Here is a 12,054-nt window from a genome sequence, read left to right as displayed (position 1 = left end):
ACGCGGCCCCAACTTCCGCCGGGGCGACGGCGAGCGCGTTAAAACCGTCATCCCAGCGAAAGCTGGGATCTCCCTCCACCGCCACTCCCCCGCCGCACGCGGCCCCAGCTTCCGCTGGGGCGACGACGCGCGCGCCAAACCCGTCATCCCAGCGAAAGCTGGGATCTCCCTCCACCGCCACTCCCCCGCCGCACGAGGCCCCGGCTCCCGCCGGGGCCTCGGCAGCAGCTCCTACTCGTCCCGATCGAAACGATCCGCGCGTTCGCCGAGCAGCGTCACCTCGACGCGACGGTTGAGCCGCATGCCCTCGGCAGTCGCGTTGGTCGCTACCGGCTCGGCCTCGCCGCGCCCTTCGACGCGGAAGCGCGCGCGGGTCACGCCCATCTGGTCGAATGCGTTGCGCACGCTTTCGGCGCGCCGCTCGGACAGCGCCTGGTTGTGCGCATCGGTGCCGCGCGAATCGGTATGGCCGATGATCGCCACGCGCACGCCCGGATTGGCGCGCAGATAGCCGGCCAGCGGACGCAGTTTCTCGATCGCGCCCGGACGCAGCACCGCACTGTCGGTGCCGAACAGCACGTCCTCCTGCATCGTCATCGTCGCGCCCAGCTTGGTCTGACGGAAGCGATAGTCGCGCATCGCGCGGCGATCCCATTGCCCGGCGCGCGGCTCCTCTACGACCACGCGGTCGCGCGCTTCCCAGTCGAACCGGTCGAAGCGCGGCCCTGCCACTTGGCGGAAGGCGCGGTTCGCCTCGGCTGCTTCGCGCCGGTCGATCCGCCCGTCGCGATTGCGGTCGAAATTGCGCATCACGAAGGCGCGGCCACGGTTGGTGCGGCGCAGTTCGGGCAGCAGCATGCCCACGCCGGGGCCGGTCAGGCGATACTCGCGGTCGCCGTGGCGGCCGCCGCCCCAGTCCCAATTGCTCTGCGCGGTCGCGCTGCCGGTGCCCGCGAGCAAAGCGGCCGATGCCGCCATGGTCATGAATATCGCACCCTTGATCCTGGTCATTTTTCTCTCCTCGTTTCCCCCGCCGATGCGGGCCGGATGCCGCTATACGGTTGAACGCACGGTGAGTGCCGGTGACAGCCGGGGTTCAGCCGCAGCCTTTCATCGCAAGCGAGCAAAATGAGTCTTTCGCGCCACACACCATCCCTAGTGCCTGTGGATAACTTTCCGACTCAACATGTGGATAAGTTCTCGCGGCGTTCCACAACTTAACGGAATCGCAGGCTTTTTCGTTAACTAATGTTCGCTTGACGAAGCACCGTTTCGCGACCGAAACCGGCAATCCGGCAAGGGGAATTAGTTAATGACGGTCATCGAAAAGGGCAGGATTCGCGCTGCCTCCTCGCGTGCTTGGGTGGATACGATTCCGCTCGACACGATCATCCAGCAGGATTGCATCGCCGCGATGCGCGCGCTTCCCGCCAAGTCGATCGACTGCATCTTCGCCGATCCGCCCTATAATCTGCAGCTCGGCGGCGATCTCAATCGCCCCGATGGCAGCCATGTCGATGCCGTCACCGATGAATGGGACAAGTTCGATTCGCTTTCGGCCTATGATCGCTTCACCCGCGAATGGCTGACCGAGGCGCGCCGCATCCTGAAGGACGACGGCACGATCTGGGTGATCGGCAGCTATCACAACATCTTCAAGGTGGGCTCGGCGATCCAGGATCTCGATTTCTGGATCCTCAACGACATCATCTGGCGCAAGGCCAATCCGATGCCCAATTTCAAGGGCACGCGTTTTACCAACGCGCATGAGACTCTGATCTGGGCATCGACCGGCGAGAAGGCGAAATACACCTTCAATTATCGCTCGATGAAGACGCTCAACGACGAGCTTCAGATGCGCTCGGACTGGGAATTCCCGATCTGCGGCGGCCAGGAACGGCTCAAGAAGGGCGGTACCAAGGTGCATCCGACCCAGAAGCCCGAGGCTTTGCTCTACCGCATCCTGCTCGCCTCGACGAAGAAGGGCGATGTCGTGCTCGATCCGTTCTTCGGCACCGGCACCACCGGCGCGGTCGCCAAGCGGCTCGGACGCCGCTGGATCGGCATCGAGCGCGAGGGCCAATATGTCGCCGCCGCGCAGGAGCGGATCGATGCGGCGCTGCCGCTCGACGAAAGTGCGCTCACCACGATGCAGGCGCCCAAGGCCGCGCCGCGCGTCGCCTTCGGCCAGCTGGTCGAAAACGGCTATCTCGCTCCCGGCACGGTGCTCACCGATTCGAAGCGCAAGCACCGCGCCACGGTCGGCGCGGACGGCTCGCTCAAATGCGGTGATATCAGCGGCTCGATCCACAAGGTCGGCGCGACGCTCCAGAACGCGCCTTCGTGCAACGGCTGGACCTATTGGCAATATGAAGCCGCGGACGGCCTCAAGCCGATCGACGCGATCCGCCAGACCTATTTGCTGGCGACCCAGCCCTGATAGCCACGCTTGCAATGTAGGATTTCGCCTGCTTGGCTGGGCCGGTCGGCATTGCGCGCCGCCGGTCCGGAGCCGAGTCGTTGGCCGGTCTGGAGGGCAAAGGCGGCGTTCTTGGTGTAACCTTTGTAACCTTTCGAGGTGCTGTGATCGATCTTCCGGCCTCCGCGAAAATATATTTGCGGCCTGTCCAGTTCGCCGACACGCCGGTGAACCGCGATGGCGAGGTGGCTCGGCTGGCGGGCGGGCTGCTCTGGTTCGCCGCCTATGAGCTGATCGCCGTCGAGGGCGGCAAGCGCGTCCTCCAGCGCACCATCCCCATCGCCGATCTGCCCGCCGATCCGCGCGTCCGGACGCTCGCCGCGCGCATCACCGCGCCCCGCGCCGCGCTCCAGCTTGGCGAGCGCGTGATCCGCATGGACCAGCCCCAGGTGATGGGCATCCTCAACGTCACGCCCGACAGCTTCTCCGACGGCGGCAAGCATATCGCCGATCCTGCCGGCGCGGCGCAGTCGGGCACCGACATGGCGGTCGCGGGCGCCGCGATCATCGATGTGGGCGGCGAATCGACCCGGCCCGGCGCGGCGGATGTCTGGGAAGGCGACGAGATCGCCCGCACCGTGCCCGCTATCGAGCGCCTCTCGCGCGGCGGCACCGCGGTCTCGATCGACACGCGCCGCGCCGGCGTGATGCAGGCCGCGCTCGCCGCGGGGGCGCATCTGGTCAACGACGTGGCGGCCTTGCTCTATGATCCGCATGCGATCGAAGTGGTGGTCGCTTCCGGCTGCCCGGTCGCGCTGATGCACTCGCCCGATCCCGCCAAGGGGCCGCACGCCGGCAATGGGTATGCGGACGTGCTTCTCGAAGTCTACGACTGGTTGCAAGAACGCGTCGATGCCGTCGTCGCGGCGGGGGTCGATCGCGGCAAGATCCTGATCGATCCCGGCATCGGCTTCGGCAAGTCGCTGGCGGACAATCTGGCGTTGCTCAACGGCCTCGCGCTCTTCCACGGCATCGGCTGCCCGATCCTGCTGGGCGCCAGCCGCAAGCGGATGATCGGCGCACTCTCCAACGAAGCCCCGGCCGACGCGCGGCTGGGAGGTTCGGTGGCGCTCGCGCTCAAGGGTGCCGAGCTTGGCGCGCAGCTCATCCGCGTCCACGATGTGCCCGAAACCGTCCAGGCGCTCCGCGTCTGGCGGGGCCTGCGCGACGCGGCGCTCGTTGCGTGCCAGGCCTAGGCGGCGCTCTGGTCGATCCCGAGCTCGCCGAGCTTGCGATAGAGCGTCGAGCGGCCGATCCCCAGGCGGCGGGCGACTTCGGTCATCCGCCCCCGATAATGGCCGATGGCCAGCCGAATCACGTCGGCCTCAATCTCGTCGAGCGCGCGCAGATTGCCGTCGGGCCGGAACAGCGTGACCCCGGCGTTGCCCGATCCGGGCTGCTGCGATCCGGTGCCCGTCGGTCGGCCAGCGGCCAGCGAGGCGATCTGCGGGAAGTCGTTGCGCGTCAGCCCGTCGCTGTCGCACAGCACGGCGGCGCGGAAGAGCGCATTCTGGAGCTGGCGGACATTGCCCGGCCAGTCATAGGTGCCGAGCAGTTGCAGCGCATCGTCGGTGATGCCCAGCGGTCGCAGCCCCGGCTGCTCGGCGATGCGGCCAAGCAGGTGCCGGGCCAGCGCCGGAATGTCGCCGCTACGCTCGCGCAGCGGCGGGATCGCCACCTGGACGACGTTCAGACGGTAATAAAGGTCTTCGCGGAAGCGCCCGGCCTCGACTTCGGCGAGCAAGGGCTTGTTCGATGCGGCGATGATCCGGACATCGACTTCGCGGGGATGACGCGCGCCAAGCGGCTGGATCTCGCCCGATTGCAGCACGCGCAGCAGCTTCACCTGCGCCTCGAGCGGCATTTCGCCGATCTCGTCGAGGAACAACGTCCCGCCATCGGCTTCGACGAACCGGCCGATCTTGCGTTCGAAAGCCCCGGTGAACGCGCCCATCTCATGTCCGAACAATTCGGATTCGACGAGATTGGCGGGGATCGCGCCGCAATTGACGCAGATCATGTCCTTCTTGTTTCGCGGCGATGCGCCGTGGACGGCTTCGGCGACCACAGCCTTGCCTACGCCGCTCTCGCCTTCGATCAGCACCGGCACGCGCGCCCGTGCCGCCTTGGCCGCGATCGCCAGCGCCGCGCGGAAGAGCGGCGCGGAACCGACGATCTCGTCAAAGGCCAGGCTGGCGGTCAGCTTCTCGGTAAGCGGGCGAAGCTCGCCCGCCGTCTTGCCGCCTACAGCAGCATCCAGCGCCGCGAGCAGCCGTTCGGACGCGAGCGGCTTGACCAGAAAATCGGTCGCGCCCGCGCGCATCGCGCTGACGGCGGCGGCGACCGAATTGTTGGCGGTGAGCATCAGGATGGGCAATTGCGGACGGCGCGCGCGCAGCTCGGCGATCAGGCTCGCCGCGTCCGCATCGGGAGAGGCGTGATCCAGGATCACCGCGTCCAGCGCCATGCCATCGGGCGTGCCGAGCGTCGCGATTCCCATCTCCGGATCGTTCGCGAAGATCGTGCGCCATCCGCGGCGTGCGGCGATCGCAGCGACAAGGCGGCGTTGCGCTGGCTCGTCGTCGATCAGCATCAGGAGGCGCTGGCCGTTGCGCGTCATAGTGTCCCCATCGTCCCGTTTCAGGTCGCCGACGTTACAACGACAGGGTAAAGGCGAGCTTAAGGGTGCCTGGGCACCATCTTTCTCCTCCCGGGCTTGAGGGCGCCGAGCCCCGCCGCTAAGGTCCGCGCCGACACTGTGTTCAGGAGAGAGACGGAATGGCCGATACCGGCAACCAGGGGATGGACTACCCCGCCCATGAAAAGACCTGGGACGGGTTCACCGCTATGATGAAATGGGGCACGGTGGGCTGCGCGCTCATTACCGCGCTCGTCGTATTCCTGATCGCCAGCTAGCGTGAAGATCGCGGTGCTCAAGGAAACCGCCGCTGGAGAGCGGCGGGTTTCCGCGACGCCCGAGACCGTCAAGAAGTTCATCGGGCTCGGCGCAACCGTCACGGTCGAGAAGGGCGCGGGCGATGCCGCCTCGATTTCCGATCAGGGCTATGCCGATGCCGGTGCCAGCCTGGGCAGCCGCGCCGATACGATCAAGGACGCCGATATCGTCCTGGGCGTAGCCGGACCCGACCCGAAAAGCCTCAAGGGGCTCAAACAGGGTGCCTGGCTTGTCGCCGGGCTCAATCCGTTCGGCGAGCGCGCCCGCGTCGACGAATATGCCGCGCTGGGCATCGAGGCGCTGGCGATGGAATTCATGCCGCGTATCACCCGCGCGCAATCGATGGACATCCTCTCCTCGCAATCGAACCTTTCCGGGTACAAGGCGGTGCTAGACGCGGCGAGCGAATATGACCGCGCCTTCCCGATGATGATGACTGCGGCGGGCACCGTCTCTGCGGCCAAGGTCTTCGTGATGGGCGTTGGCGTCGCCGGGCTCCAGGCAATCGCCACCGCGCGGCGCCTCGGCGCACAGGTCTCAGCCACCGACGTTCGCGCCGCGACCAAGGAGCAGATCCTCTCGCTCGGTGCCAAGCCGATCTTCGTCGAGAACGTCGCCGGCATCGAAGGCGAGGGCACGGGCGGCTACGCCACCGAAATGTCCGCCGAATATCAGGCCGCGCAGGCCGAACTGGTCTCATCACACATCGCCAAGCAGGATATCGTGATCACCACCGCGCTGATCCCCGGCCGCCCCGCGCCCCGGCTGATCAGCGACGCCCAGATCGCGACGATGCGGCCGGGCAGCGTGATCGTCGATCTCGCGGTTGAAAGCGGCGGCAACGTCGAAGGCGCAGTCGCGGGCGAGGTCATCGAAAAGCACGGCGTGAAGATCGTCGGCCACAGGAATGTCGCGTCGCGGCTGGCGTCGGATGCCTCGGCGCTGTTCGCGCGCAATTTGTTCAACTTCCTATCGGCCTTTTGGGACAAGGAAGCCGGCAAGCCGGTGCTGGACGAGGAAATCGGTAATGCCGTGCGGGTCACCCAGGGCGGCAAGGTGGTACACGAGCGGCTGACCGGCTGATCGCGCAAAAGGGGGCGCGTAAATCATGGACTTCATATCGATCCTGTCGATCTTCGTGCTGGCGTGTTTCGTCGGCTATTATGTGGTCTGGTCGGTCACGCCCGCTTTGCACACGCCACTGATGGCCGTGACCAACGCCATCTCCTCGGTCATCATCGTCGGCGCGCTGATCGCGGCGGCGGCGGCGGGCATCGGCAATGGCGGCACGGTCTCCAAATGGCTCGGGCTGCTCGCGGTGGTGCTGGCCAGCGTCAACATCTTCGGCGGCTTCGCGGTGACCGCGCGCATGCTGGCGATGTACAAGAAGAAGGCGCGCTGAGATGGAGCATGTCGCAGCAAACCCCTGGGCGTCGCTCGCCTATCTGATCGCAGGCGTCTGCTTCATCCTCGCGCTTCGCGGGCTTTCTTCCCCCACCAGCAGCCAGCGCGGCAACCGCTTCGGGATGATCGGCATGACCATCGCCGTAGTGACGACGCTGCTGACGCATATTCCAATGGGGATTGACCCGGACCCTAGCGATTACATCAGCGACATCCCCGATATCGTGACTATCGCCCAGATCCTCGCCGCCATCGCCATCGGGGCAGTCATCGGCGTGGTCACCGCGCGCAAGATCGCGATGACCGCGATGCCACAGCTCGTCGCCGCCTTTCACTCGCTGGTCGGCTTGGCAGCGGTGCTCGTCGCGGCCGCCGCCTTCCTCAATCCCGCCGCGTTCGGCATCGTCGACGCGGCCGGCGCGATCCTGCCGGTCAGCCGAGTCGAGATGGGCCTCGGCGTCGCGATCGGCGCGATCACCTTCTCCGGCTCGGTGATCGCGTTCCTCAAGCTCAACGGCAATATGGGCGGCAAGCCCATCCTGCTGCCGGGCCGCCACGTCATCAACCTCGCGGTCCTCGCCGGCATCCTCGGGCTGATCGCCTATTTCACCCAGGATCAGTCGCCCTGGATCTTCTGGACGGTGACGGCGCTCAGCTTTGTCATCGGCTTCCTGCTGATCGTGCCGATCGGCGGCGCGGACATGCCGGTCGTCGTCTCGATGCTCAACAGCTATTCGGGCTGGGCCGCGGCGGCGATGGGTTTCACGCTCCACAATAGCGCGATGATCATCACCGGTGCGCTGGTCGGCTCGTCGGGCGCGATCCTCAGCTACATCATGTGCCGCGCGATGAACCGCAGCTTCATCAGCGTGATCGCCGGCGGCTTCGGCGGCGACACGGGGGGGGGGTCGGGCGAGGCGAAGGAGCAGCGCCCATGGAAGCGCGGCTCGGCTGAGGACGCCGCGTTCCTGATGAGCCAGGCCGAGCAGGTCATCATCGTGCCGGGCTACGGCATGGCGGTCGCGCAGGCGCAGCATGTGCTTCGCGAGATGGCTGACAAGCTCAAGGAGCATGGCGTGCGCGTGAAATACGCCATCCATCCGGTCGCCGGGCGCATGCCCGGGCACATGAACGTGCTGCTCGCCGAGGCAAACGTGCCCTATGACGAGGTCTTCGAGCTTGAGGACATCAACAGCGAGTTCGCGCAGACCGACGTGGCGTTCATCATCGGCGCCAATGACGTGGTCAATCCCGCCGCCAAGACCGACAAATCCTCGCCAATCTACGGCATGCCCGTGTTCGATGTGGGCAAGGCCAAAACGGTCCTTTTCATCAAGCGCTCGATGGGCGGAGTGGGCTATGCCGGCGTGGACAACGACGTCTTCTACGCCGACAACACGATGATGCTGCTCGCCGATGCGAAGAAGATGGTCGAGGAGGTCGTCAAGTCGCTCGATTAAGGCGCGAAACAGGGGGAAGGCCGGCCATGGCAAGCGTGGGTTCGATCGTTGGCGGCGCGTTCCGCCTGTTTCGCGAGCGCCCCGACGCGGTGGTGGTTTGGACGGCGGTGAATCTGCTGGCCTCGCTCGCCGTCGGCATTGGCCTCACCTATTGGCTGACCGGCTCGCTCGAGGGTCCGGGTGCGGCCGCCTATTTGCAGACCGACGAAGTCCCTGCCGCCGGTTTCTGGCTGGCCTTCGCGATCGCCTATGTCGCGATGTTCATCCTGGGCGTCGTGCTTATGAACGCTGTATTCCGCACGGTCCTCCGCCCCGAACAACGCGGCTTCGCCTCGCTCCGCCTAGGCACGGACGAATTGCGCATCGCCGCCCTGGTGATGATCTCCGCCGTCGTCGCGTTCGTCGGCATGTTCCTCACGCAATTGCTGCTGATGTTCCTCGGCTCGTTCCTCGTCATGGTGGCTGGGGATGGCATGGTCAGCGGGTTGGTGATGGTCCTCCTGTTCGTCGCCTATTTCTGCGCGACGCTCTGGCTGGCGGTTCGCCTGTCGCTGATGTTCCCGCTCACCCTTTATCGCGGCAGCTTCAGTGTTGACGCGGCGTGGGAGCTGGGGCGCGGGCGATTCTGGAAGCTGTTCACGTCCTATCTGATCGTCATGCTGTTCCTCGTCGCGCTGGGCATCGCGATAAGCTGGGTGCTCATGGGCGATTATTGGGCAGCGATGTGGGCTGCACGTGGCGATCCCGCGGCGATGGAACTGGCTGCGCTGGAATTCACCCAGCGTCAGCAGGAAATGTCGATCCTGGAGCGGCTCGCACAGACACTTATCGGCTCGCTGATCGCCGCTGCGGGACTGGTGCTCGGCCCCGGCGTTATCGCCAGCGCGACCCGCGAGTTGCTGATCGACCGGGGTGAGGATGCGGATCCGGCACAGGACTGGTCCGAAGCGGAGATATAATTAACCCTCCCGCTCGGCTATCGCCAAATCACCTCCATAACGGAGGCAAACGGACTCAGCCGTTCCGCAGCGATGCGTCAGCTTCGGAACGAAAGACGAACCGGGGGCGGTGGGGCGATGCTGAAGATCGAGCAGGCCGATGCATATGCGGCCGATACCAATGCCTTGCTGATCGCAGAGGGTGCGGCCAGCGATGCAGCGGAAGCGCTTGCGCTTTCAGGCGTAAGGCTGCGCACGCACACCGATTTCGCGCATGCCACCCCACATATCGGCGGGGGCGCGCTTGATCTGATCCTGATCGAAACGGCGTCGGCTTCCCCGGACCAGCTCGATATCGTGCTCGCCCGAGCGGACGCGATGGCCCGCGACGAACATATGTCCATTTTGGTCGCAATGGCGCCGGATCAGCTCGATCTCGCCGCGCATCTGTTCGGACCCCATAGCCAGCTGTTGTGCGAACCCAGCCTCTCCGAGCGGGTTGCCGCCATCGCACTGGCGCGGGCGCGGAGATGGCAAGGGGCAGCGCTGCACGACGTCACGCGGGAACCTGAATCGATTCGGCTGCAGCGGCTGAACGAGGAAGTCGCGCGTATTGCCGATACGCTTGCGCGGCTTACCAGGGGCGAGCCGCAAGGGTCGGTGCGGGATCCGGGGAACAGCTATCGCGGCCCGGCAGACGAGTACGCGACGGGTGAAACCAGTGCCGCCGAGATCCGCGCGCTGATCCGGTCGCGGCGGTTGCGCGGACAGTTCTTTCCCGCCGACCTGTTCGCCGATCCCGCGTGGGACATGCTGCTCGACCTGTTCGCCGCAACGCTGGAGAAGCGCCGGGTATCGGTATCGAGCCTGTGCATCGCTGCGGCCGTGCCCCCCACCACGGCGCTGCGCTGGATCGGCACAATGCACGAAAACGGCCTGTTCGAGCGCCAGGCAGACCCCAGCGACCGCCGCCGCGCCTATATCGCGCTAAGCGCCAAGGGGCTGGAAGGCATGCGATCCTATGTCGCCGCCGCCAAGCGCGCCGGGCTCGCTTTGGCGTAAAAGCCTTGCCCCGGAGCGCAGGGTTTGGCATCGCCCCCGCGCAAGGGCGCTTAGCTCAGTTGGTAGAGCATCTCGTTTACACCGAGAGGGTCGGCGGTTCGAGCCCGTCAGCGCCCACCATGACCCGGGTGGACGTCGCTTTCGCGGCACAGCGCTGCGGGGATTTCCCGCGGCGGGCAGACCATTTCAGTTAGAGGTGAAGCTCGCGACGCCCGCCGCGTTCAGCTTCGCCGTGACGAAGGAATTGTCGCAGACGTTCACGCCGGTGAGGGTTGCCGAGCTATCGTCGGTGAAGTTGAGCTTCACGTCATATTTGCATCCCGGACCCTTGTCGAAATGCACGGTCGTCCGGGCGCCGTTCTTGACGGTGGAATCTTCCTTCTTGAACTCCGGATCGACCTTGTTCGCCTGCCAGGTCGTCGTCCCCGTAGCCGCGATCTCGATCGTCTTGATGGTCTTTCCGCTGCCATTGATCAGCACGAAATCCCAGTCATCCGCCAGCGCCGGCGTCGCCGCCAGTATCGCGGCCGCTGCTATGGCCAGCTTCATCATCGCATTCTCCCCTGCGTGCCTATTCGGCTGGACCGAATCTGCGCCTATCCGCACCGTTGGGCAAGTCCTGTCATAGCGGTCGCACCAGGCGAACCGCGCGCGCAATCCATGCCGGATCGGCAATAACCTGCTGCCGCGCGCCCGCACCGAGCGGCAACAGATGGAGCTTGCCCTCCTCGCGCCCGATCAGCCGGCCGAACATGAAGCGCCCCGCCGGGCGCGGCACCAGCACGTCGCGATTGAGCGCATGATAATATGCATCGGGTGCCAGCGTTGCGCACCAGATCTCGTCGCCCGCGCGGTAATCCCCCGTTCCGCCGCTGACCGTGACCGCGATCAGCCCAGGCTCACCGCGCGGCGGAACCACGGTCGCCTCCCGGCGCGGAGCCTGCGCGCCATTGCCGTCCAGCACTGCGGCGACCGGAATTTCGGGACGGTCGGGCAGGCGCACCAGATCGGCGGCATCGACTTGCAGCGCGGCGGCGATCCGATTCAGCCAGCCCACCGACACGGTGCGCGTTCCCATCTCCAGCCGCCCGATCGTCTGCGCGGTCGTGGGCGGCACGCAACGCTGCGCCACATCGTCGAGCGTAAGCCCCTTCGCCCGACGGACTTCGCGAATCGCCGTGATCATCGCCCACTCCATCTAACCTGTTTGGTTTTTTGCTTTCCTACAAATGTGCCGTCGTGGCAAGCGAATCGCGCTCAACGGAAGAAGGCGATCAACATGCGCGAATTGGCCGAACGGGAGATCGATCACGGACGCCTTGCGCCACGGGCAGGCAGGGGGCGCACGGTTACCGTGAACCTCGCCGAGTCCCCCCTCGGCTGGCTACGGTCACGCGGGCTCGTCGATGCGCGCCAGTTCGAGGCGGGCGAAAGGCTACGCACCGATTATGAAACCGCCGCTCTGGGCCCGCGCGTCACGATGCGCTGGGATGCCGCGCCGCGCGCACCGCGCCAGGGGGCGCCGGGCAGGCTCGATCCCACCCTCGCCCAAATCTCGGCGAAACGCCGCTTCGATGCGGCGATCGATGCGGCGGGGCCAGGGCTCGCCGATATCCTGTGGCGCGTGATCTGCGCGGGCGACGGCATAGTGGCTGCAGAGAAGGCGCTGGGCTGGCCCAGCCGCGCCGGGAAGCTTGTGCTGTGCCTCGCGCTCGACCGCGTCGCCAGCCATTATGGTCTGGCGAAATAGTTCGG

Annotated in this window: 13 protein-coding genes and 1 tRNA gene; 10 read left to right on the top strand and 4 right to left on the bottom strand. The window is 66.0% G+C overall.

Annotation, left to right across the window (positions count from 1 at the left end):
- Positions 1-231: 231 nt before the first annotated feature.
- On the bottom strand, positions 232-1,011 hold the full coding sequence (locus SSO01S_RS17985) for an OmpA family protein (protein ID WP_066798385.1): 780 nt from the start codon (positions 1,009-1,011) through the stop codon (positions 232-234).
- A gap of 301 nt (positions 1,012-1,312) precedes the next feature.
- Between SSO01S_RS17985 and SSO01S_RS09340 the strand changes: the two genes are divergently transcribed.
- Together SSO01S_RS09340 and folP are read left to right on the top strand one after the other, a co-directional pair.
- Positions 1,313-2,440, top strand: coding sequence for a site-specific DNA-methyltransferase (locus tag SSO01S_RS09340; protein WP_066798383.1), 1,128 nt, complete (start codon positions 1,313-1,315; stop codon positions 2,438-2,440).
- Between the two features lie 170 nt (positions 2,441-2,610).
- Positions 2,611-3,675 carry a dihydropteroate synthase gene (gene folP, locus SSO01S_RS09335; RefSeq protein WP_083942941.1) on the top strand — a complete coding sequence of 355 codons (1,065 nt, stop codon included), beginning with the start codon at positions 2,611-2,613 and terminating at the stop codon, positions 3,673-3,675.
- Here the strand turns inward: folP and SSO01S_RS09330 are convergent.
- Complete coding sequence (locus SSO01S_RS09330; protein WP_066798378.1) at positions 3,672-5,099, bottom strand: sigma-54-dependent transcriptional regulator; 1,428 nt, start codon at positions 5,097-5,099, stop codon at positions 3,672-3,674. The two genes, folP and SSO01S_RS09330, sit on opposite strands and share 4 nt — an antisense overlap.
- Positions 5,100-5,257: 158 nt before the next feature.
- Here SSO01S_RS09330 and SSO01S_RS17230 point away from each other — a divergent pair, with 158 nt between their 5' ends.
- From SSO01S_RS17230 to SSO01S_RS09300, 7 genes are all read left to right on the top strand, one after another.
- Positions 5,258-5,395 (top strand): aa3-type cytochrome c oxidase subunit IV, encoded by a 138-nt coding sequence (locus SSO01S_RS17230; protein WP_083942930.1) that lies wholly within the window; start codon positions 5,258-5,260, stop codon positions 5,393-5,395.
- 1 nt (position 5,396) lies between these two features.
- Positions 5,397-6,518: an NAD(P) transhydrogenase subunit alpha gene (locus tag SSO01S_RS09325; protein WP_066798376.1), complete on the top strand. Its 1,122-nt coding sequence runs from the start codon at positions 5,397-5,399 to the stop codon at positions 6,516-6,518.
- Positions 6,519-6,543: 25 nt separating this feature from the next.
- On the top strand, positions 6,544-6,837 hold the full coding sequence (locus SSO01S_RS09320; protein ID WP_066798374.1) for an NAD(P) transhydrogenase subunit alpha part 2: 294 nt from the start codon (positions 6,544-6,546) through the stop codon (positions 6,835-6,837).
- A 1-nt stretch (position 6,838) separates the two neighbouring features.
- The gene (locus tag SSO01S_RS09315; protein WP_066798372.1) at positions 6,839-8,299 is read left to right on the top strand and encodes an NAD(P)(+) transhydrogenase (Re/Si-specific) subunit beta; all 1,461 of its coding nucleotides are present in this window, start codon (positions 6,839-6,841) and stop codon (positions 8,297-8,299) included.
- A 26-nt stretch (positions 8,300-8,325) separates the two neighbouring features.
- Positions 8,326-9,258, top strand: a complete 933-nt coding sequence (locus SSO01S_RS09310; protein WP_066798368.1) for a hypothetical protein — start codon at positions 8,326-8,328, stop codon at positions 9,256-9,258.
- 117 nt (positions 9,259-9,375) lie between these two features.
- Positions 9,376-10,299: a winged helix DNA-binding protein gene (locus SSO01S_RS09305; RefSeq protein WP_066798365.1), complete on the top strand. Its 924-nt coding sequence runs from the start codon at positions 9,376-9,378 to the stop codon at positions 10,297-10,299.
- A gap of 44 nt (positions 10,300-10,343) precedes the next feature.
- Positions 10,344-10,419: transfer RNA gene (locus SSO01S_RS09300), tRNA-Val, on the top strand.
- Positions 10,420-10,485: 66 nt separating this feature from the next.
- Here SSO01S_RS09300 and SSO01S_RS09295 read toward each other — a convergent pair.
- Both SSO01S_RS09295 and SSO01S_RS09290 read right to left on the bottom strand, forming a co-directional pair.
- Positions 10,486-10,851, bottom strand: a complete 366-nt coding sequence (locus SSO01S_RS09295) for a hypothetical protein (protein WP_066798364.1) — start codon at positions 10,849-10,851, stop codon at positions 10,486-10,488.
- Positions 10,852-10,921: 70 nt separating this feature from the next.
- A complete protein-coding gene (locus SSO01S_RS09290) occupies positions 10,922-11,485 on the bottom strand; it encodes a helix-turn-helix domain-containing protein (RefSeq protein ID WP_066798427.1) in 564 nt (187 codons plus the stop codon).
- Between the two features lie 93 nt (positions 11,486-11,578).
- On the opposite strand from SSO01S_RS09290, the gene SSO01S_RS09285 reads away from it, so the two are divergent.
- Positions 11,579-12,049, top strand: a complete 471-nt coding sequence (locus tag SSO01S_RS09285; RefSeq protein WP_066798426.1) for a DUF6456 domain-containing protein — start codon at positions 11,579-11,581, stop codon at positions 12,047-12,049.
- Positions 12,050-12,054: the final 5 nt, after the last annotated feature.

This window comes from Sphingomonas soli NBRC 100801 (assembly GCF_001591025.1).
In the GTDB taxonomy this organism is placed as follows: domain Bacteria; phylum Pseudomonadota; class Alphaproteobacteria; order Sphingomonadales; family Sphingomonadaceae; genus Sphingomonas; species Sphingomonas soli.
This window is presented reverse-complemented; position numbering and strand designations above follow the sequence as displayed.